Source organism: Halobellus sp. (assembly GCF_042218505.1).
Classification (GTDB): Archaea; Halobacteriota; Halobacteria; order Halobacteriales; family Haloferacaceae; genus Haloquadratum.
The window spans coordinates 1-19,909 of sequence record NZ_JBDGQZ010000058.1; the positions used below are offsets into that span (position 1 = coordinate 1).

Below are 19,909 nucleotides of genomic sequence, written 5' to 3' on the forward strand. Positions count from 1 at the left end.
TCCCACCGTGTTCGACGGCGTTCCCGAAGAGATTCTCGAACAGTTCACAGAGCCTGTCGGGGTCGCTGCTCACTGACCGGACGTTCTCGTAGCGAAGGGTCGCGTTCGAATCGACGTCCAGACTCTGCCAGGCCGTCTCGATGACGTCGCCGAGGTCGGTCGGCTCCGAGTCGGTGACGACGTCTCCCTGTCGCGCCACGCGCAGGAGGTCCTCAACGAGTCGCATCATCCTGTCTATCGTCTCGTTGACCGTCTCGAGATGCTTCTCGTCCCCGGTCTCCTCGTAGAGGGTTACGTGGCCGTCGATCACGTTCAGCGGATTCCTGAGGTCGTGGGCGAGGATGTCGGTGAACTCTTTGAGGCGGTCGTTCTGTCGTTCCAGCATTCGCTCGTACTCCTTCGTCGGGGTCGTATCTCGACTGATCGCGGCGTACCCGTGGAACCCGCCGTCCCATAGCGGTGACAGCGTCAGGGTCCCCCAGAAGACGGAGCCGTCCGCTCGTCGATGCCAGTGTTCGAACTCGATAGCCTCAGTCTTCGGTTCCTCGAAGAACGCCTCGGGGAGCGAGTCTGACTCCGCGCTCTCGTCGTCGTCCGCGAACAGCAGCCTCACGTGTCGATCGAGGACCGCTTCCGTCTCGTGTCCGTAGAGCGTTGCCGCCGGGGTGGGCCAGGTGACGATGCGCCCGTCGGCATCGAGCATAAAAATCGCGTGCGTCGAGACGCTCTCGATGAGGCGGTGTGCGACAGTGTCTCTCGATTCAGGCTGCTCGGGCGGGAGATCCGAAGAATCGAGGATATCCGTCATACGGGCTCATAACGTTTTGTTCGAGAAACATTTCGGGATGGTTCACCAAGAGGTTTAACTCACCCTCCACCAGGGCGACCGTCTGTGCGTCAATCCGCCAGTTCGACGACCATTATTTCCATATCTGTGGTCGTCTCTTCGGCGCGGTATTCCCAGGTCCCTCGCGGGTCGATGTCGTTTTCGAGCGCGGTGAGAATCACCCGACTGAGCGCGGCTTCGAAATCTTCTATACTCGACATATCGTCGTTGGAAGTGAAATCGGATGTCATAGCGGGAAACGCACTCGACTGCGGTACGACGTTGCTACCGTGTGGACTCCCATCACACACTCAACAGCGACCACAGGCGAGTATCTCTGTAGTAACGACTACGCACTGGCACGGAATAACACTACCGAAAACCTTGGTACACCAAGGTGGACGATCCGGCGGAAGATCGTCTCTGCCGAGTCTTTAACGCAGATGCCATAGAATGCGTACGTATGCACTGAGTGTCATCGCTGAGCTAACTATTCCATCTGAGGCGTTCGGGTTAGGACAGATTCTCCGGGTCGAGGGATCCACCCAGATTGTCCTCGAGACGATGGTGCCGCTGGGGGGGAAACCCACCCCGTTCGTACGGATCCGGAACGACGCCCGAGAGACGTTCGAACGCTCCGTCCGTGAGCACCCATCCGTCGAGGAGATTCAACTCGTCAATACACACGCGGACGAAACGTTGTACGCGCTCGATTGGGAACCGTCGGAGGCCTCACTGATACAGATGATTCTCGACTTGGACGCGGCGCTGTTGGGCGCAACCGGAACCCCCGACACGTGGGGTCTCGAACTCCGATTTCCGAGTCACGAGGCGCTCTCGAAGTTTCAGGACTACTACGTCGAAGAGAACATCCAGGTGTCGATCACGCGCATCTACAACCCGACGAAACCCGACGCCGGTCCCTGGTATGGATTGACGGGCCCGCAGCGGGAAACCCTCACAGACGCCGTGGAAGCCGGGTACTATTCGCTCCCACGACAGATATCTACACAGGAACTCGCGGACACCTTCGACATCTCCAATCAAGCCGTGACCGAACGCCTCCGGCGTGGCATCGCTACCCTGGTGATGAACACGCTGTTGGTCGACGAACAGGAAGACTGACCGGGTCCCGTCGTTCTCCCGTCAGCACGCCTGTTGGTGGCTCGACGAACTGGGGCCGCGTCCCCGTCGCGAACAATCGCACGCGGTTCCGATCGACTAATCGAACGCGGCTCACTGACCGAACAATCGAACGTGCCAGCGATGGCCGTCGCTCGCGACGTTCTTCGACGACCGGTGCGCTGGCGTCGTGTTCGGAGTCGTACCGGGACGGCAGCACCGCGGCCTCCCTCGATGGCGTGTGGGGCCCTCCGCCGACCGTCAGTTCACCCCTCTTCTCCGACGACGTAGGCCCCGAAATCCTCGACCGACCCGACCGGCGGCGCACCGAACGCGAGCCACACGTGCGTCTCGTCGTCGCCGTGGTTCCGGAGATTTCGGGTCGTCTCCGGCGGGACGCGGACGACGTTTCCCGCCGCGATCTCGTGGACCGTCCCCTCGATACCGATCTGGCCTTCGGTCATCGCGACGAACACCTCCTCCTGCCCGTCGTGGGTGTGTGGCGTGGTCACCTCGCCCGGTTCGACGATCACCTGATTCACCCGGAGTTCGGTCGCACCGAGCCGCTCGCTGAGCTTCCTGACTGACGTCTCGCAGGTGTTGAACTGCTCTGTCGGCACGTCCTCGGGGTCGACGACGCTGAACTCGCCGCTCATAGTCGCCCGCACAGCAGCCAATGGCAAATACGTGGTCCCGAGTCGCGCCCCATTGTCGTCCGGATCCTCCCCAACCCTCACTTTCAGGTTGCACTCGGCCGTACGTCGGGACGATGTCGTACACGAAAACGTACTACGCCGACGGCGACGAGAAGGCACCGGGACTGTACTTTCTCCGAGAGGATCTCGACTGTGAGAACCTGGGGTTCACCGTCATCGAAGTCGACGCCGGCTGGGAGGGGATAGAACACGACCACGAGTCCGATGGGCAGGAAGAGGTGTACTACCTCCTCGACGGAGCGGTCACGCTCGATATCGAGGGCGACGAGGTGTCACTCGAACCGGGCGACGCGGTACGAGTCGCGGGAGACACCGCACGGAAGATGACCGCCCAAGAGGCCAGCACCCTCGTCGCAGTGGGTGCCCCCTGAGCCTCCGCTGGGCCCGTCCATCCGACGCCGTTTTGCGGACCCGTGACCGAAATCGGGTATGCCCACTGATCCCGACAGCGATGCCGACGCCGGAGTCGATGCCGAGGCCGCGGAGTCGGACGCGTCCTGGCCCGCGCCCTGTTCGGACCCACAGACGCTCGGGGATCTCGTCGCTCGCGACCGGCGGACGTCGGGGCTCGCGCTGCAGGCGGCGTCGTCCGGTCGGACCTACAGTTACCGCGATTTCATCACGACCTCGTACAAGTCGGGAAACGTCTTTCGCTACCTCGGGGTCCGCGGCGGCGACGAGGTCCTCGTAGTTCCCGGGACCGCGCCGGAACCCCTCCTCGCGCTCTACGGCGCGGCCCAACTGGGCGCTGCGACGCGGTTCGCCGACGCCATCCGTGACGACGCGCCTCGAAGCATCCTCGCACCCGTCGCCCGGGAGGGCGACTTCGAGTTACCACCGGGACACAACCTCGCCGTCCACGGCGGGCCGCCGGAGGACCCCTCGACGACGCACTGGGAGGCCGAGGTCTGGAGCGAGAACCCCGCGGTCCACCCGGCCGATGTCGCGCCCGACGATCCACTCCTGCTCGTCGAGGACCGAACGTACACTCACGCGGCAATCCTCGCGGCGGCCGAGACGGTCGTCGACGATGCGGGCCTTGTCGCGGGAGATACTGTCGTCGTCGATGAACCGATCGCCGATCCCGGTGTCGTCGCAGCCGGTCTCGTCGCGCCCATCATCGCCGGGGCGACGATTCTCTTCTCGGATCTGGATGACGGCGAGGCGTCTGCACGGGATGTTGCTCCCGGCGACGACCACGGACAGACCGTCGTCGTTCGCGCCGGAGCGGAGTCGAAACGGGCGGCCACCGCCGGGATACGGGACGTCGATCCGAGAACCATCGACGTCGATCGGAACTGAGCCTGCACGATCGGGGGCCCGGGACTGCCAGAGCAAGACCAACGCAGGCGCTCGTCAAACAGCGTCTGCAACGGCGGTCTTCTCGGAGAATCAGCGCCGACAGCGCGCTGAGGTCGCCGAATCTGGCCGACTGCGCACAATCGAATTCAGTGCCGAAGAAGGACAGAAAATATTTGTGTACCTTGCTAATTAGATGTAATTACCAATGCACCACTTGCCGAACGGCACCCCGACGCGGTTCGACTACGTGCTGGGCGGGATGGGACTCAGTCTGGTCTGCGGCGGCCTCGTCGGTATCGCGTCGGCGGTCCCGATTATGCTCGCAAGTAGTGTCGCGTCACTGGTGGCCGCTGCGTTGTTGTTCGTCGGTAGCGTCGGCCAGTTCTGATGCCGTCCGTTTGTGTTGCCCCTCCCCACCGGTCTCACGCCGTCTGTCGTGATACCCCCACCGACCACCGACACCACCGACGGCCCAGTGGACCGGCGAGCGGGTTCGAATCCGGGGACTCTTGTGCCGGGGCAGTCCTGCAAATGATATGAGCCTCGAAGTCGCCGTCGCCGTCCCGTTCAAGCAGCAGGGGACGACGCGACTCGGCGAGGGCGAGTTCGTCGTCGCGCTCGCGCTCGACCGCAGTTGGTTCTCACCCGACCAGGCCAAGCGACTCATCGACGTGGCGGCGGGACGAGGCCTCCTCGCTCGCGAGGACGGTGAGATCGTCGCGCAGTTCGATCCGAGCGGGATCTCGATCCCGGCGGAGTTCGAACCGGACGAGTCGATCCTGCGGGAGCAATCGACGTTCGAGCGTATCCTCGACGCGCTTGTCGCCGCCGGCCACGACAAACAGGAGGCCGTGGCGGTGATCAACGAGACACAGCGGTCGCTTGAGGTCTCTGTCGAGGCCGCTGCGGCCCTCTACGCGCGGCGACACGACGTCGAGATCGTCGGCGCGGCGCAGGCGGCCCGCGACCAACTCGGCGAGTGACCTCGGGGCACGACCCAATCGGTCGCGAACGGAGCCCTCTTTTCCGCCCGGAGCGAAGTTGCGGTATGGTCACGGATCGATTGACCGACGGCCGGCGCATCGCGCAGTTTCTCGCCTCGGAGCTCACCGGCCACGACGACCTCGCCGGACTCGCGGTCACAGATCCCGATCCCGACGTTGAGCCGACGCCGGACGGTGCGTTCGCATATGCCATCGAACACCGCGGCGAGGGCAATCACGAACGGGTAGCCACAGTCTCGGTGCAACCGAACCGCGTCCGACTCGCGTTCGAGCGCGCGGTCGACACCGTCGCGGAGGCCGCCGAAACAGAGGGGCTCCGCGTCAGACCGAAGGCGGTCAGGCCGCCGAAGACGCTGGTTTTCGTCGAGGACGGGGCACAGGTCAAATGGCTCTTGCCGGCGCTCGAAACCGTCAGTCGCGAACTCTCGGAGCCCACTGGCTGAGCGGTCCGACCCGTCCGAGTCGTTACGATCAGAGGCTCTCGAGCACGTCCGGCAATCGCGAGACGAGTTCGTTGCGCGGAAGATGCGCGGCCGCCCGCGGCGACGACTCGGGACCGCCCTCGAAGAGTACCTGGATCGGAACGAGCCCGGCGTCGGCCGCGCCAGCGATGTCGGCGGTCACGTCGTCGCCGACGTACGCGGTCTCTCCGGGTTCGGTCCCGAGTGCATTCAACAGGGCCTCGAAAGCCATCGGGTCCGGCTTTCCGGCGTCGAGTTCGCCAGTCACGAGCGCCGCGTCGAAGCGATCTGTCCAGCCGAGCGTGGTCAGTTTGTCCCGCTGGGCCACCCGCGGCCCGTTGGTGAGCAACCCGATCCGGTACTCCCCGCGGAGTCGGTCGAGAAACGGTTCGATTTCGGGAACGGGGACGAGCGCGTCAGCGATCTCGTTTCGGTATGCGGTGGCCACGACTTCGGGGTCGACGTCGGTCTCGTACGTGGCGAGCAGATCGGCAAAGATCGGGGTGCGTGTCTCGCGGGTCAGGTGCCGGCGGTGGGCGTCGAGGTACGCCTCGCGGGAGAGCGGCGGTGCGTCGGCGATCGCTGCGGCGTCACGTAAAATCGTCGCCCGGTCACGTGTTGGCACGGCGAGCGTCTCGTCGAGATCGAACCCCACCGCTGTGACTGTCACGCGCGCAGGTAGGACGTCGTGACGTATGACTGTTCCCACTCGGGGGCTTTTTCTCGCCTGCCGCCGAGAGTACGGTTGTGACACTCGACCCCGTCCACGTCGACAGCATCGCGGATCTCGCGGCGTATCTCGCGAGCCAGGTGGACGACACGGACCACGTCGACGTGGCCGCACGCATCTGGTCGGAGTTCCTCGACCCCCTGTACGGACCGGACGGACGCGTCGTGATTGAGCCGGTCGGCGAACAGCGACTCCGAGCGGCCGATGCAGCGTCTGTCGCCCTCGCTGACAGCCCGTTCGAGACCGTCCACGGTCTCGACTCGGGGACAATCAACCCCACTACGTTCAAAAACGGGCTGGTCGTCGATCTCGCACAGGCCGCGATGGCGTCGGTGCCCTCGAATCTCGACCTCCACCGTCACCGCAGCATCGTCGCGGCGACGCACGTCACCGACGCGACCGTCCCGCTTGACGAACCCTGGCGGAAGGTCGACGAGGGCTACTGCCGGTGGCGGGTCCTCAACGCTCCCCGGGTGAGCCGATACGCCGAAGGGATCGTCCACGCGCTCGCGCTCTACTTGGCCGAGAGTTCGCACGCGCTCGAACGCGCCGATCAGGTCTCAGACCTCCTGATCCTCGATGGGCCGCTCTATCCCGTCGAGTTGCTCAACTGGCGCGAACGCGATGCCGAACTCCGTGCGCTCTCCGAGGAGTTGAAACCCCGATCGATTGTCGAGAACTACGTCCGCCTCGTCGAATCGTTCGTCGAACGGGAGGTACCGCTCTGTGGATTCGTCAAGAATCCGGCCTCGAAACGGATCGTCGGGACGCTTCGGGACCGCGAGGGCGACGGCGCAGTCGACGTCCCGTGGACCGACGACGCTGCGTTCTTCACCCGATTACTCGAACGCCGGGACGGCGAGGGCGACCCGGCCTCTGACAAACCGACCCACGGCCGCGAGGGTCGTCACACCGCCGAGGTGACGTTCACGAACTGGTTCGTCTCACGCGGCGGCGTCGACGCGACTGTCGCAGCTGACGGCGACGCTTATGGCGTCGAGCGCCGACTCAACCCCGAACTGTACGAGACGTGTTTCTTTACCATCTACGAGCCCCAGACTGACGTGCTCTACCGCGTCGAGACTCCACGGGCGTTCGCTCGTGACGAGGCGCTCAGAGAAGCGCTCACGCGGCAGTTCGTCGGCGAGGTCGCGGCCCGACGCGGGCCGCCGGAGGCCGTTGCGAAAGCGGATGAACTCGCGCGAATCAGTGCCGGCGAGAAATCAGCGCTCCGGCAGAAGTTCGAAGAGACCCTCGAGACCGACGAAATCAAGCGGTACGACGAACTCCGCTGGGGCGACATCGGGTAGCGCCATCCCTGATCGGGCTGGCGGTCGCGTCCCTGCTCAGGAGTGCTCCGCGCTCGGTTCCTCTTTCAGCACCTCGATCTCGACGTCGGCCTCGGCGACGCCGACGCGGGCGAACTGCGTCCGGACGTGCTCGCGGGCGGATTCGAGCGCCTGCTCGCGCGTCTCGAAGCCGCGGGGCATCGGCGATTCGAACGCCACGTGCTTGATCTCGCCGTCGATCGTCGTCTCCGAACCACCGCTTTCGACCTCGTAGAAGGCGTCGCAGACCCAGACGTAGGGGGCGTCTTCGTCCGGAGCGCCCTTGTACGACGGCGCTCGCTCACCCCGCTCGAAAATTGTTCCGGTGAGCGTCGTCCCACCACCGTGACCGCGCACGAGCAACATACCGGTTGTTGGCTTCCTGCGGTGAAAAGGCCCCCGCAACGTGCGAGGCCGTTAAGTCGCTTCCGACGCAGAACGTAGACGAGATGGATCTCGGGGACTTCGAGCCGGGTTCGGACGAGCGAGCGGCGAGTGACAGCGACGCTGGGGACGCCGAGGACGACACGCCACCGACCGACATCGGCGATGCGGCGTCGTCCGGTGCTCCGACGGCGGCCTCTTCAGACGAAACCGCCACCTCGGGGGCGACCCCCCCGACCTCAGACGGCGGCGACGCCGCCGGTTCGGAGGTCGCCTTCGAGTCATACGACGCATCACCCGCGGGACAGGACCGCGGCCTCGGTGCCATCGCCGTCTCGCAGGGACTCCGCGTCGCCGAAGACGGCGACGAGACGACGTTGCGAGCCTACGTCACCACAGACAATCGCGATGCCGTCCGACTCGGAAAATACCTGCTCGTCCCGTATCCGGACGACGAACTGCTGTTCGCGAAGATCACAGCCCTGGAGTACGCGCAGGAGTTCCAGACCGACGACGCAACCGAAATCCACGCCAGGCGCGCGATGCGCCGCGACGAGTTCGAAGAGCGCGATTACAAGTTCGTCGCCGAACTCGACCCGCTGGCCGTGCTCTTCGAGAATGGCGACCCGAACGTGGTGGACGATGACGCATCACTGAAACGGCGGATGGTGGACCGCGTCCCCAAACCCGGAGCGGTCGTCACCGAGGCGACGGATCCCGATCAGATCAAGACCGGCCTGAAGATCCCGGGTGACGGCATCTTCCTGGGGCACCTCTCGGTGGGCGGCGAGAAGGTCCGGACAGCGGCTCGACCGCCGACGATCGATTACCGCCTCCGCGACGACTACGCCGACGGCGACCCCCTAATTTTCCGACACACGCTCGTCGCCGGCGGCACTGGCTCGGGGAAGACCCACGCCACGAAGAACGTCCTCAGACAACTGCTCGCCGAGAATCGGACGTACGAGATGGACGACGGCCGCGACGCCAGACTCGCAGTCGTCCAGTTTGACCCGCAGGATGAGTACGCCCAGATGCACGACGATAACCCAGCGATGGACGCTGCGACCGCCAGGCGCTACGAGCGCGAGCGTATCGTCCACGGCGGGCACGACGACACGCTCGCGCTCGTCCCAAAGGAGGACGGCGTCCCTTACGGCGGTGGAAACCATCGCGCGGAGCAGTTGGAGTTTACAATTCCCTTCTCAATGGCGTGCGACCGCCCGTGGCTCGTCGCGGGAAGCAGTCTCAACGAGAATCAGTACCCTGCCCTGGTCCAACTGCTGAACCGATTCTTCCGAGAGTACGGCGACGAGGGAACCTACGACGAGTTTCAGACGTTTCTCGACAATCCCGCGCTCAAATCTGAACTCGACGAGTCGGGCCGGGTTCACGAAGCCACGTTCGATGCGGTCAAGCGACGCGTCCACGGGGTCCCCAGCGGGGTCTTCGACCAGTCCGCCCGCCCGATCACGGAACTTGATCACCAACTCGTCCGCCCTGGCGGGTTGACGGTGATCCCGACGTACCACCTTTCGACCAGTCGCGCGAAGGAACTATTCGTCCTCGCCGTCTCCAGCCTCCTCATCGACGACAAACTGTCGAACGCGCCCGACTCCGACCGGATCAAGGAGACACCCCTCCTCCTGGGAATGGACGAGGCGCACAACTTCCTCGCGGACGCCGACACCGTCCAGGCCCGAAAGGTGATCTCGAAGTTCACCGAGGCCGCAAAGCAGGGTCGGAAAGAACGGCTCGGACTCTTCTTGATCACGCAGGACCCCCAGGACGTCGCCGACTCGGTGTTCAAGCAGATCAACACCCGACTCGTTCTCAACCTCGGCGACGAGGACGCAATCAAGAGCGTGAACGTCCCCCCGACGCTCGAAAGCAAGGTCCCCTATATGGAGAAAGGCCAGGCCGTCGTGTACTCTCCGGACAACTCGGAGCCGATCGAACTCGTCGGACTTCCGGTCTGTCTCACTCGTCACGGGGAGTGAGCGTCGACGGCGACACCCGGGACAGAGAATCGACGACGACATCCGGGAGCGAGCGTCAGCAATACCGTTGACAGCAGCGTGGGCGCCAGTCACGTCGCAATCACACTACGATACCCCTTCGCGGATGCCGTTTTTTATGTGACGCTGTTGTAGCTGAAGGTATGCCGAGGCACGTGCTCGTTCCGGTCGACGGCTCGCCGCAGTCGATGCACGCGCTCCGATTCGTCGCCGGGGAGTGGGCCGACGCCGACGTGACCCTGCTGTACGTCATCGACCCCGTCCAGGCGGGCTACAGCGCCGGCGTCCTGCCGACGGGCTCTGAGGACTGGTATCAGGAGGCGAAAACTGAGGCCGAGACGACGCTCGAAGAGGGCCGTGACACCGTTATGTCCGAGCGTGCGAGCAACGACGACGTCGAAACGGCCATCGAGGTCGGCAGACCAGCCACGACGATTGTCGAGCAGGCCCGAGAACGCGACGCCGACCACGTCGTCGTCGGCAGTCACGGCCGTCGTGGGGTCTCTCGACTACTCCTCGGTAGCGTCGCCGAACACGTCGCGCGTCGCTCGCCGGTCCCGGTGACAATCGTCAGATAGCGCGTTAAAAAGCGTCGGCTCGTCCGCAGTTACTGGAAGCCGATCCGGCCGCCGCGGCGGTCGCTGAGACTCTCGCCCCCGCCACCTTTGAACTGTTCTTGCATATCCTCGTAGTACTCCATCAGGTCCTCCGTGATTGTCGGCCTGACGGACTCCATCGCCTGACGGAAATGCCGCATCTGGATCTCCTCGGCTTCACCGTCGTCGCGAAGCGCTTCGATGGCGGCCTCGCGACCGATCGTCTCGAGGTCGGAGCCGACGTATCCTTCGGTGATCTCCGCGATCTCGCGCAGGCTAACATCGGGCGCGAGCGGCGAGTCGCGCGTGTGGATCTTGAGGATCTGTTCGCGGCCCTCCTCGTCCGGCTGACCGATCAGCACGAGACGATCGAACCGTCCCGAGCGGATCAACGCGGGGTCGATCATATCCGGCCGGTTGGTCGCGCCGATCACCATCACGTTACCGTTCTCCTCGAGCCCGTCCAGCTCGGTCAGCAGTTGGTTGACGACCCGTTCGGAGACGTTGTTACCGGTTTCGCCGCCCCGGCTGGGGGCGAGGCTGTCGAGTTCGTCGAAGAAGATGATCGTCGGGCTGACCTGCCGGGCTTTCCGGAACGTCTGCCGGATGGCCTTCTCGGACTCGCCGACCCACTTCGAGAGCAGTTGCGGCCCTCTGACCGAGATGAAGTTCGCGTTCGTCTCGTTGGCGACAGCCTTCGCGATCAGGGTCTTCCCTGTTCCCGGTGGCCCGTACAGTAACACCCCCTTCGGCGGATCGATCCCCATCCGCTCGAATCTGTCCTCGGACGTCAGCGGCCATTCGACGCTCTCCTGGACGGTCTGTTTCGGATCCTCGAGTCCGCCGACGTCGTCCCACGACACCTTCGGCAACTCGACGAGGACCTCCCGCATCGCAGAGGGTTCGACGTCCGAGAGCGCCCCCTGGAAGTCCTGGCGCTTGACGATCATTCGATCGATCAGACTCGGCGGGATGTCCTCCTCGTCGAGGTCGATCTCCGGGAGGTATCTGCGGAGGGCTTTCATCGCGGCCTCCTTGGTCAGCGACTCGATGTCGGCCCCGACGAAGCCGTGGGTCTCGTCCGCGAGGTGATCGAGCGAGACGTCGTCCGACAGCGGCATTCCGCGGGTGTGGATCTGGAGGATCTCCTTCCGCCCCGTCTCGTCGGGCACACCGATCTCGATCTCGCGGTCGAACCGCCCCGGCCGACGGAGCGCGGGATCGACGCTGTCGACCCGGTTCGTCGCCGCGATGACGATGACCTGGCCTCTGGTTTCGAGGCCGTCCATCATCGTGAGCAGTTGGGCGACGACCCGACGCTCGACCTCGCCGGTGACGTCCTCACGCTTGGGCGCGATGGAGTCGAGTTCGTCGATGAAGATGATCGACGGCGACTCCTCGGTGGCGTCCTCGAAGATCTCACGTAACTGCTGTTCGGACTCACCGTAGTACTTCGAGATGATCTCCGGACCCGCGATCGAGAAGAAACTCGCCGACGTCTCGTTGGCGACGGCCTTCGCGAGCAGGGTCTTGCCCGTCCCCGGCGGGCCGTGGAGCAGCACGCCCTGCGGCGGCTCGATCCCGAGTTTCTTGAAGATCTGCGGGTGTTTCATCGGGAGTTCGACCATCTCTCTCACGCGCTGGATCTCGCTCTGGAGGCCGCCGATGTCCTCGTACGTGATCCCGCCGCCGGTCTTCTCGAAGCCGGAGATTGGCTCCTCGCGGAGTTCTACCTCGGTGTCTTCGGTCACGAGACAGACCCCGTCGGGCTCGGTTTCGACGGCGATCAACGGGATCGCCTGCCCCGGCGACCGCATAAACGGATGGTTCGTCGATGACATCACCGGGACGATGTCGCGCTCGACGACCGGACGCTTGAGGATCTGCCGCTTGACCATTCCGGCTGCGTCGGAACCGAACTGGACGCTCGCCTCCTCGGGCGGTGCGAGCACCAGTTTCTCGGCTTTTGTCTCCTCGGCCTTGCGAATCGTCACGCGCTCGCCGATGCTCACGTCGGCGTTCTGCCGCGTGAAGCCGTCGATGCGGACTGTATCGGTGTTCCAGTCCTGCCGATCTGCGCGCCACACTTTCGCGGCTGTCGTCTCTGCGCCTTCGATTTCGATGATGTCACCCGGCGAGAGCTTGAGATGGAGCAACGTGTCCGGGTCGAGTCGGGCGATGCCGCGCCCCGAGTCGTTGGGGTACGCCTTCGCCACTTCGAGTTGAACTTCGTTCATGATTGGGTCGCGGGGATGCGTCCCGCCAGTCGGTCACGGCCGGGATTAAGTTCTTGCCTGACACCGCTCGTTGGAACTCTCGACCGATTCCGTGACACTCTATAACAATCTTGGTCTCCAGGGTACAAATCCTTACCGACAGCGGCATCGATGCGTGGGTCTTTGCCGCCGCGTCACGATACGCTCCGTATGCGCACACTCGCTTTCGACGGCCGGATGGGCGCCAGCGGCGATATGTTGCTGGCCGCCCTCCTGGCCGCCGGTGCCGACCGCGATGCGCTCGCCCCGGTGGAGGACGCGCTCGACGTTCGCTACGACGTCGAGACCGTCGACAAGCGGGGGATCACGGCCACGAGCGTCCGCGTGATGCTGGAGGAGTCGGCTGATCGAGACGGCGAACACGATCACGAGCATAGGTCCGACGACAACTCGGATACGCACGACCATCCTCACGAGCATTCGCATACTGGGCACGACCACGACCACTCGCACGGCCATTCCCGGGGCTACGACGACGCCGACGCGACGCCGGCGGAGGGCCACGGCACCCACCGCACTTACGCCGAGGTACTCGACGTCGTCGAATCGATGGACCTCGCTTCGTCTGTCGAAGCGGATGCGAACGCCATCTTCACCATCCTCGGGGAGGCGGAATCCGCCGTGCACGGCACCGATCTCGAAGCGACGCACTTCCACGAGGTCGGTGCGGACGATGCCATCGCCGACGTCGTCGGCGCCGCGCTCCTCCTTGCGGATCTCGGCGTCGAGCACGTGGTCACGACGCCGCTGGCCACCGGCGGTGGCTCGGCGGAGATGGCCCACGGCGAGTACCCCGTGCCGGCACCCGCCGTCGTCGAAATCGCCGCTCGCGCGTCGTGGTCACTCCGCGGCGGTCCGGTCGACGCCGAACTGCTCACACCTACCGGCGCGGCCATCCTCGCACACGTTGCAGATGGCGTCAACACGCTCCCGACGCTGGACGTCGCCGAGGCGGGTTACGGGGCAGGCGGATACGACTTCCCCGACCGACCGAACGTGCTCCGCGCAGTCGTTGGGGACGGCGGCTCTGCGCTCGACCGGGAGCGGATCACCGTTCTTGAGACGAACCTCGACGACGCCTCGCCCGAAGTCCTCGGCTCTCTCCAGCAACGGCTGACCGACTCGGGCGCACGTGACGTGAGCATCGTCCCGACGACGATGAAGAAGTCACGGCCGGGGCACCTGGTGAAGGTGATGGTCGCCCCCGAGGATGCTGCGCGCGTGGCCCACAAGTTGGCTCTGGAGACCGGCACACTCGGGGTGCGCGAACACGGGGCGGGTCACCGCTGGGTCGCCGACCGGACGTTCCGAACCGCGCCGTTGGAGATCGACGGCGAGACCCACGAGGTCGCCGTCAAAGTCGCCTCGGACGCCAGCGGCGACCCCTACGACTACAGTGCCGAGTACGACGACGCCCTTGCCGTCGCCGAGGCGACGGACCGCCCCGTTCGCGAGATACTTCGACGCGCCGAGGACGTCGTTCGCGACGAATAGCCGGGGGGTCCCACTTCGCTCGGCGACCCTCACCCCCTCCCGCCGTCCGACCCGTCGTCACGGTCGCGGTGAGTCTGGAGCGCTTCCGTGACACTGAGTTCGCCGGCGGCGACCCGCCTCGCGAGTCCCTCGTCGATCGTGCGTTCGTCTTCGGATTCCCGCCGGGACCGGTCTTTGATCCGCTGGAGTTCCCCCGCCGTTGGTTCGATCGTCCTGCTACTCACCTCCTCGCCGGAGATCAGCGCGATGTTGACTGCCGCGAGGACGTCGCCAATCCCCCGCGCACCGGTCCCGAGATACGGCGTCGTCCCGGTCTCATCAACGAGTTCGACCGTGACGTCGTCGAGTTCGTTGACCAGTTGTGCCCCTTGGAGTCGCGCCCCGTCGCCGATCCGGACCACGGGGTCCGGCGCGTCCGCGACTTCCCGGCGAATGGTCTCGACGGCGTCGGTCAGCGGGACCTGAAACGCCGCGACCACGGTCTCGCCGTTCAGGACGGCGATTCCCGGACGCGTGCCGGGATCGACGCCCACGACCGTCCGGCCGCCGCCTCCGCGGAGCATCGAGACCGCCTCCTCGACGGCCCGACGGGTGTCGTCGGCCTCGGCAGTCACTGCCTCGACGTCCGCCGGAACCGACGCGTCTCCTGGGGCCCTGATCACGACCTGCGTCCCGTCGGGGAGCTCTTTGCCCGGTTCTTGAGTGGTGAAGCTCACGCCCCGATCCCGCAGTTCGTCGACGACGTCGTGGTACAACTCGAAGTCGTCGGTGGCGACGACAATCACTGTGATCGATTCGGCGTGCTCATACATATACTATCGCCCGTGTCGGAAGCAATCGGATTCGCGATTGACCCGCGCGGCTGTCGAGGGTGGCAAGTGTCACAGTCCCGCGCAATGCCCTCGGTTTCTGCGGGTCCATCGGGACTGCGGGTCCACTGCCACCCCACGAGGGCCTCTGGATCAGTGGCCGTACTCCGAGTGTAGCGGCGACACCAGAGGAGAGGCGATCACAGTAACTCTGGATCGACCTTCCGACCGACCAACAGCAGGCTCCCGACCAGCATCGCGAAGGCGATCGGCACCAGGAACTGGAATCCGGTGACGATGGTCGCACTCGCTTGGATCCCGACGACGAGCAGGATCGTCGGTCCGCAGCAGGCGGCACCCGACAGCAGCGCTGGCACGCCAGCCAGCACGCCGGCGGAACTCTCGAGTCCGCAGGCTTGCGGTTGGACGATGCCGAGGTAGGTGAGCGCGAGGTTGGCACCCACGAGACCGCCGAGCGACAGCCCGAGCAGTACGTTGAGCGGCGAAAATAGGTAGACGATCGGCCCTGCAGAGAGCACCGCAATCGCGTCGAACCGGAAGAACCCGAGGCTCGCAACTGCCCGCGAGAGGTCGGCAGCCGTTCGGACCGAAAGCCCCCCGGACCCGCCGGTGATGGCGAGGTCTCCGACGGTGAAGAGATATGCAGCGAGATACCCCAAGCCAGCACTAGCGAAGACGAGACGTGAGTCTCCCCGGCCCCCGGCCGCGTCGAGTGCGGCTCTCGTCCGAGCGACCGTACTCGCCCCCGTCGCGGGTCGGTGTTCAGCTGCCGGCATTGAGTGTGGTGTCAGGGTAGAAGCCGCTCCAGGCGAACCACATCGCGTCGAATGCGAGGAGTTTCTCGCCCGGAAGCTCGCTCGGATCGTACGTTTCGCCGTCCTCGCCGACGGCCCGCCCGTCGCGATACTCGTATTTCACCTCGCCCGGATTGCGGTAGATGTATCCCGTATCGAGGGTCGGTTCGTACACTGCCACGACCGGTCTGCCGCCCAGGGATCCGTGGAGTACCCCTTGCTCTCTGAGTGCCCGTTTCTCGAAAGCCGCCGCGCCTGCAGCGGTCCGGGTGCCGATGACGACCCGTTTGGACTTGAGACGGTCGTCTTCGGACATCGACGGGAACATCGGTTCGGAGTCCGGCCGGTAGTAGCCCGAGCGAGGGTTGTAGGATCCGTACGGGTCTCCCTCGTAGTTGCTGGCGAAGCCAGTGTCTCGTGAGAGGACCGCAGTCTCGGGATGTGCGTCGGACCACCGCTTCCAGGTGGTCCAGACGACCGGGAACTGCGACAGCGACTCAACCTCCGCATCCCCGTTCCAGGGTCCGGGGATCGACGTCGAGAGGACCTGAGGCCACCACGTCTCGCTGGCCCGGTCGTACATAATTAGATTGTTGTTCACCAGTCGCCCGGAGACGCCGAACGTCGTCTCGCCCCGCTCGAACCCCATCGCGGTCCCGGTGAGCGGACAGTACGTGACGCTCACGGGCGTCCTATCGAGGACATCGTTGCAGATCTCGTGACTGACGAGAATCGACTGCGGATACGCTTTCGTCGCCTCTCCGCGCGTCACACCGAACACCGGATCGCTGGGATCGAGCCACTCGGACGCGGTTTCGACATCAATAAACGAGGGATTGTCGATCGAGGGGATCCCGTCTTTGGGCGGGCCACCGGAGACCGCGCTGTCCCGGATCGATGACGGCTCCCTCGGCAGCGGAAGTCGGTTTTCGGCGGTCGGAAGGGGGGCTTCCTCTACATTCGGGGCCGACGTGGTTCGGGTATTGCTACCGGTATCGGATCTCTCGGTTTCGGTCGACTCCTGAGTCGCCGAGCCACTCGATTCGCCCAGACACCCGGCGAACGCCCCGGCACCGAGCGCAGCGAGGAGGGCTCTGCGAGTCGGTGTGCCACTCATACGCATACGTTACCGTTGGATCGACAAAAGCCCACGCTAACCCTGACGTAACCGCTGGCGGAACTGCTATGGGACGGTCGATACACCCGGCGGTGACCTCTTGACCCTCCGACGAACGGGACTGCAGACGGTGACTGTCCAATCGGAGTCCGGAAGGGTCGCGACCGGTCCACCAGTCAGTAGAGGCCGGCTCTATGCGACCGAAGGTCCGTCGTCAGTGGGTTCACTGAGATGTTCGACCCCCCAGTCCCGCATCGCGTAGATCACGGGCGCGAGTGACTCCCCGTGCAAGGTGAGCGAGTACTGAACGCGAAACGGCTTTTCGCTGACGACTTCGCGATCGACGAGTTGCTTCTCGCCGAGGTCTTCGAGGCTGTCGGAAAGCACCTTGCTCGAGATTCCATCGACGTCGTCTTTGAGTTCGTTGAACCCGCTGGGGCCGTGTTCGAGCAACCGATGGAGAATCACGGGGTGCCACTTCTTGCCGATGAGCGAGGACGTCGTTGTCACCGGACACCAGTCCTCGCCCGCACACCACACTTCCAGTTGCCCTGCTACCTCTGAGCTGCCGCCGTTCGCTGTCATACGACCACGTAGAATCTCGATAGAAATAACCGTTACCGGTAGGTACCCACTTACTGAAAGTTACTGAAATGCGGGGGATTCGTTCGCAGCGCTATTATCGTGTCCTGAGCGGTTTGCTTGCGGTTATCTGTTCGTAGGGACTCAGCGAGTACGCGTGACTGGCGGCGTTTCCACTCGTGGGGTAGAGTCAAAAGAATGTGAGTTCGAGACGAGTCGGCACGACGTCCGGATCGGACGGTCGGCGTTTTCGGGTATGTCCCGGTTCAGCCGAAGAGGTTGCCGAGGCCCTCGCCGCTGGCCTCTTCGTCGTCGTCGCCTTCGTCGGCTTCGTCGGCCTCGTCGGCCTCCTCTTCCTCGTCAGCGGCTTCCTCTTCCTCGTCTGCGGTCTCGACCTCGCCCGAGGCGCCGCCCGCGGCGGGCGCGGGAGCGGCGGCCGCCGTCTCGACGGCCTCCTCGATGTCGACGTCCTCGAGCGCGGCGACGAGCGCCTTCACTCGGGACTCTTCGACGTCGACGCCGGCGGCCTCGAGGACCCCGGTGACGTTGTCTTCGTTGATCTCTTCGCCCGATTCGTTCAGGATGAGAGCTGCGTAAACGTATTCCATTGTTGTGTACCTCGTGTGTTATCCGAACATCGCGCCGAGTCCTTCGGCACCGTCGTCATCGTCGTCGTCGTCGGTCCCGCCGTCGTCGGCGTCAGTGTCCGCGTCGTCTTCGTCTGCCGATTCGTCTTCTTCGGCGTCCGTCTCGTCCGCCGCCTCAACGGCCGGTTCGGGCGCTTCGACGTCTTGGAGTTCGTCCGGAAGGGCCTCGTCGTCGTCGATCTGCGCCGCGAGCGTGCGGACCTGCGCGTCGGCTTTCGCGACGAGATCAGGCAGCACGTCGGGGTCTTCGATTGCGGCGAACAGGCCGAGGGCCTTCCCATCGCCGGCGGCTTTCGAGAGCAGCGCCGGCGTCGACTGGGCCGTCGGGAACGCCGCGTTGACCGCGAGGTTCTGGGCGGCCGCCGCAGCGGACCTGATGTCCGCGCGGTACTCGTCGATGTCCAGGGCGAGTTCCTCGGGTTCGAACAGGACGCCTTCGGAGAAGACGCCACGGAGGTCGAGACCGACCTCCTTGGGCTCGATACCGAGTTCGGCGAGGACGGATTCGAGGTCGCTCGAGACCTCTTCGCCGGCCTCTAGGACCTTCGAGTCCTCGGTGACCTTGATCGATCCGTCCTGGATGCGAGCCGAGGCACCGACCTGTTGGAGTTCGCCCACGAACGGACCGGGGTCGACGCCCGTGTCACCCTCGGGGACGACGACGTCGTTGGGCGCGACTTCGCCGGCGCTGATCGGCGCGGGCGTCTTCGAGGCTTCTAACTGCTGGTAGAGCCCGAACGGATTGTCGTTGGTGCCGACGAGTGCGACCTGTCCGGAGACGTATCCGGTCAGGTTCTCGAACCCGTCGCCGACCTCCTCGAGCGCGCGGGTAGTGAGTGTGTTTCGGCTCATCCGGAGCGCCGCGCTGCCGTGGAGTTCACGGCGCATACTCTGAAGTTGCCGGCTTGGGATGCCGGCGACGTCAACGATGCCGACCGACTGGTAGCGCTCGAGGAATTCGACGAGTTCGTCGACCTCCTCGCGCTTCCACTCGGGGATCGTGTCGGTGCGCCGTGTGGAGGCACTTTCGCTCATGCGGGTACCTCCACGGACGGCCCCATCGTCGTCTTCACGTACATCGAATCGATGTTGAGCGGACCTTTCTCGAGGTTCGCTTCGAGACGACGGACGATGACGTCGACGTTGTCCGCGATCTGTTCGGCGTCCATATCCTGAGCACCGACTCGGGTGTGGAACGTCCGGCGATCGCGGGAGCGGAGTTGCACCGTGTTCTTCATTCTATTCACCGTCTCGACGACGTCGTCGTCCGGCTGGAGCGGGGTCGGCATCTTTCCGCGCGGACCGAGAACCGTTCCTAAGTAGCGGCCGATGTTCTGCATCATATCGGCTTCGGCCACAAAGAAGTCGGTCTCGTCCGCGAGGTCTTTTGCCGCATCGGTGTCGTCTCCGAGGTCTTCGAGGTCGTTGCCGTCCAGAACCTGGTCGGCTGCCTCTTGGGCTCGGAGCGCTGTCTCACCGCTCGCGAAGACGACGATCTGCGTCTCCTGCCCGGTCCCGGACGGGAGAACGACAGACTCGTCGACACGTTTCGACGGGTCGTTTAAGTCGAGATCGCGCAGATTCACGGCGAGGTCTACCGTCTCACGGAAGTTCCGCGGGGGTGCCTCGTCGAGCGCGCGAGAGACTGCGTCAACTATCGTATCTGCCATTATTCACCTCCG

The 19,909-nt window shown here is 64.7% G+C and carries 23 protein-coding genes; 10 read left to right on the plus strand and 13 right to left on the minus strand.

Annotated features, from left to right (window positions below):
• Window positions 1–808 (minus strand): PAS domain S-box protein (locus ABEI27_RS14360; RefSeq protein ID WP_375800093.1); only part of this gene is annotated, 808 nt, incomplete at its 3' end.
• Between the two features lie 89 nt (window positions 809–897).
• Window positions 898–1,047 (minus strand): hypothetical protein, encoded by a 150-nt coding sequence (locus ABEI27_RS14365; protein ID WP_375800094.1) that lies wholly within the window; start codon window positions 1,045–1,047, stop codon window positions 898–900.
• A gap of 247 nt (window positions 1,048–1,294) precedes the next feature.
• Here ABEI27_RS14365 and ABEI27_RS14370 point away from each other — a divergent pair, with 247 nt between their 5' ends.
• Complete coding sequence (locus ABEI27_RS14370; protein ID WP_375800127.1) at window positions 1,295–1,951, plus strand: helix-turn-helix domain-containing protein; 657 nt, start codon at window positions 1,295–1,297, stop codon at window positions 1,949–1,951.
• Between the two features lie 263 nt (window positions 1,952–2,214).
• Here ABEI27_RS14370 and ABEI27_RS14375 read toward each other — a convergent pair whose 3' ends face one another.
• The gene (locus ABEI27_RS14375) at window positions 2,215–2,604 is read right to left on the minus strand and encodes a cupin domain-containing protein (protein ID WP_375800095.1); all 390 of its coding nucleotides are present in this window, start codon (window positions 2,602–2,604) and stop codon (window positions 2,215–2,217) included.
• A 113-nt stretch (window positions 2,605–2,717) separates the two neighbouring features.
• Here ABEI27_RS14375 and ABEI27_RS14380 point away from each other — a divergent pair, with 113 nt between their 5' ends.
• The 5 genes from ABEI27_RS14380 to ABEI27_RS14400 all read left to right on the plus strand — a co-directional run bounded on the left by ABEI27_RS14380 (window position 2,718) and on the right by ABEI27_RS14400 (window position 5,413).
• On the plus strand, window positions 2,718–3,035 hold the full coding sequence (locus ABEI27_RS14380) for a cupin domain-containing protein (RefSeq protein WP_375800096.1): 318 nt from the start codon (window positions 2,718–2,720) through the stop codon (window positions 3,033–3,035).
• A 58-nt stretch (window positions 3,036–3,093) separates the two neighbouring features.
• Window positions 3,094–3,966 (plus strand): acetyl-CoA synthetase, encoded by an 873-nt coding sequence (locus ABEI27_RS14385; protein WP_375800097.1) that lies wholly within the window; start codon window positions 3,094–3,096, stop codon window positions 3,964–3,966.
• A gap of 205 nt (window positions 3,967–4,171) precedes the next feature.
• A complete protein-coding gene (locus ABEI27_RS14390; protein WP_375800098.1) occupies window positions 4,172–4,354 on the plus strand; it encodes a hypothetical protein in 183 nt (60 codons plus the stop codon).
• Between the two features lie 148 nt (window positions 4,355–4,502).
• Window positions 4,503–4,949: a DUF2240 family protein gene (locus tag ABEI27_RS14395; protein WP_375800099.1), complete on the plus strand. Its 447-nt coding sequence runs from the start codon at window positions 4,503–4,505 to the stop codon at window positions 4,947–4,949.
• Between the two features lie 65 nt (window positions 4,950–5,014).
• Entirely contained in the window at window positions 5,015–5,413 is a 399-nt protein-coding gene (locus ABEI27_RS14400) for a hypothetical protein (RefSeq protein WP_375800100.1), read from the plus strand.
• 28 nt (window positions 5,414–5,441) lie between these two features.
• On the opposite strand, the gene ABEI27_RS14405 is transcribed toward ABEI27_RS14400, so the two are convergent.
• Window positions 5,442–6,101 (minus strand): HAD family hydrolase, encoded by a 660-nt coding sequence (locus ABEI27_RS14405; RefSeq protein WP_375800101.1) that lies wholly within the window; start codon window positions 6,099–6,101, stop codon window positions 5,442–5,444.
• Window positions 6,102–6,178: 77 nt separating this feature from the next.
• Between ABEI27_RS14405 and ABEI27_RS14410 the strand changes: the two genes are divergently transcribed.
• Window positions 6,179–7,471 (plus strand): DNA double-strand break repair nuclease NurA, encoded by a 1,293-nt coding sequence (locus ABEI27_RS14410; protein ID WP_375800102.1) that lies wholly within the window; start codon window positions 6,179–6,181, stop codon window positions 7,469–7,471.
• A 36-nt stretch (window positions 7,472–7,507) separates the two neighbouring features.
• Here the strand turns inward: ABEI27_RS14410 and ABEI27_RS14415 are convergent, their stop codons facing one another.
• The gene (locus ABEI27_RS14415) at window positions 7,508–7,855 is read right to left on the minus strand and encodes a hypothetical protein (RefSeq protein WP_375800103.1); all 348 of its coding nucleotides are present in this window, start codon (window positions 7,853–7,855) and stop codon (window positions 7,508–7,510) included.
• An 83-nt stretch (window positions 7,856–7,938) separates the two neighbouring features.
• Between ABEI27_RS14415 and ABEI27_RS14420 the strand changes: the two genes are divergently transcribed.
• Both ABEI27_RS14420 and ABEI27_RS14425 read left to right on the plus strand, forming a co-directional pair.
• Window positions 7,939–9,873 carry a helicase HerA domain-containing protein gene (locus ABEI27_RS14420; RefSeq protein ID WP_375800104.1) on the plus strand — a complete coding sequence of 645 codons (1,935 nt, stop codon included), beginning with the start codon at window positions 7,939–7,941 and terminating at the stop codon, window positions 9,871–9,873.
• Window positions 9,874–10,034: 161 nt separating this feature from the next.
• Window positions 10,035–10,469, plus strand: a complete 435-nt coding sequence (locus tag ABEI27_RS14425) for a universal stress protein (RefSeq protein ID WP_375800105.1) — start codon at window positions 10,035–10,037, stop codon at window positions 10,467–10,469.
• Between the two features lie 29 nt (window positions 10,470–10,498).
• Here ABEI27_RS14425 and ABEI27_RS14430 read toward each other — a convergent pair whose 3' ends face one another.
• Window positions 10,499–12,724, minus strand: a complete 2,226-nt coding sequence (locus ABEI27_RS14430; protein ID WP_375800106.1) for a CDC48 family AAA ATPase — start codon at window positions 12,722–12,724, stop codon at window positions 10,499–10,501.
• A 189-nt stretch (window positions 12,725–12,913) separates the two neighbouring features.
• Here ABEI27_RS14430 and larC point away from each other — a divergent pair, with 189 nt between their 5' ends.
• Complete coding sequence (larC, locus tag ABEI27_RS14435) at window positions 12,914–14,257, plus strand: nickel pincer cofactor biosynthesis protein LarC (RefSeq protein ID WP_375800107.1); 1,344 nt, start codon at window positions 12,914–12,916, stop codon at window positions 14,255–14,257.
• Between the two features lie 29 nt (window positions 14,258–14,286).
• Here the strand turns inward: larC and ABEI27_RS14440 are convergent, their stop codons facing one another.
• The 7 genes from ABEI27_RS14440 to ABEI27_RS14470 all read right to left on the minus strand — a co-directional run bounded on the left by ABEI27_RS14440 (window position 14,287) and on the right by ABEI27_RS14470 (window position 19,897).
• A complete protein-coding gene (locus ABEI27_RS14440) occupies window positions 14,287–15,042 on the minus strand; it encodes a hypothetical protein (RefSeq protein ID WP_375800128.1) in 756 nt (251 codons plus the stop codon).
• A gap of 224 nt (window positions 15,043–15,266) precedes the next feature.
• Window positions 15,267–15,863: a hypothetical protein gene (locus ABEI27_RS14445; RefSeq protein WP_375800108.1), complete on the minus strand. Its 597-nt coding sequence runs from the start codon at window positions 15,861–15,863 to the stop codon at window positions 15,267–15,269.
• Entirely contained in the window at window positions 15,850–16,998 is a 1,149-nt protein-coding gene (locus ABEI27_RS14450) for a DUF3179 domain-containing protein (protein ID WP_375800109.1), read from the minus strand. Before ABEI27_RS14450 ends, ABEI27_RS14445 begins: the two co-directional genes overlap by 14 nt.
• A gap of 192 nt (window positions 16,999–17,190) precedes the next feature.
• Complete coding sequence (locus tag ABEI27_RS14455; RefSeq protein WP_375800110.1) at window positions 17,191–17,583, minus strand: winged helix-turn-helix transcriptional regulator; 393 nt, start codon at window positions 17,581–17,583, stop codon at window positions 17,191–17,193.
• A 263-nt stretch (window positions 17,584–17,846) separates the two neighbouring features.
• Window positions 17,847–18,188 (minus strand): 50S ribosomal protein P1, encoded by a 342-nt coding sequence (gene rpl12p / locus ABEI27_RS14460; RefSeq protein ID WP_375800111.1) that lies wholly within the window; start codon window positions 18,186–18,188, stop codon window positions 17,847–17,849.
• Between the two features lie 18 nt (window positions 18,189–18,206).
• On the minus strand, window positions 18,207–19,262 hold the full coding sequence (locus tag ABEI27_RS14465; RefSeq protein ID WP_375800112.1) for a 50S ribosomal protein L10: 1,056 nt from the start codon (window positions 19,260–19,262) through the stop codon (window positions 18,207–18,209).
• Window positions 19,259–19,897, minus strand: coding sequence for a 50S ribosomal protein L1 (locus ABEI27_RS14470; protein ID WP_375800113.1), 639 nt, complete (start codon window positions 19,895–19,897; stop codon window positions 19,259–19,261). The genes ABEI27_RS14465 and ABEI27_RS14470 overlap by 4 nt, the downstream gene beginning before the upstream one ends.
• Between the last annotated feature and the right edge of the window lie 12 nt (window positions 19,898–19,909).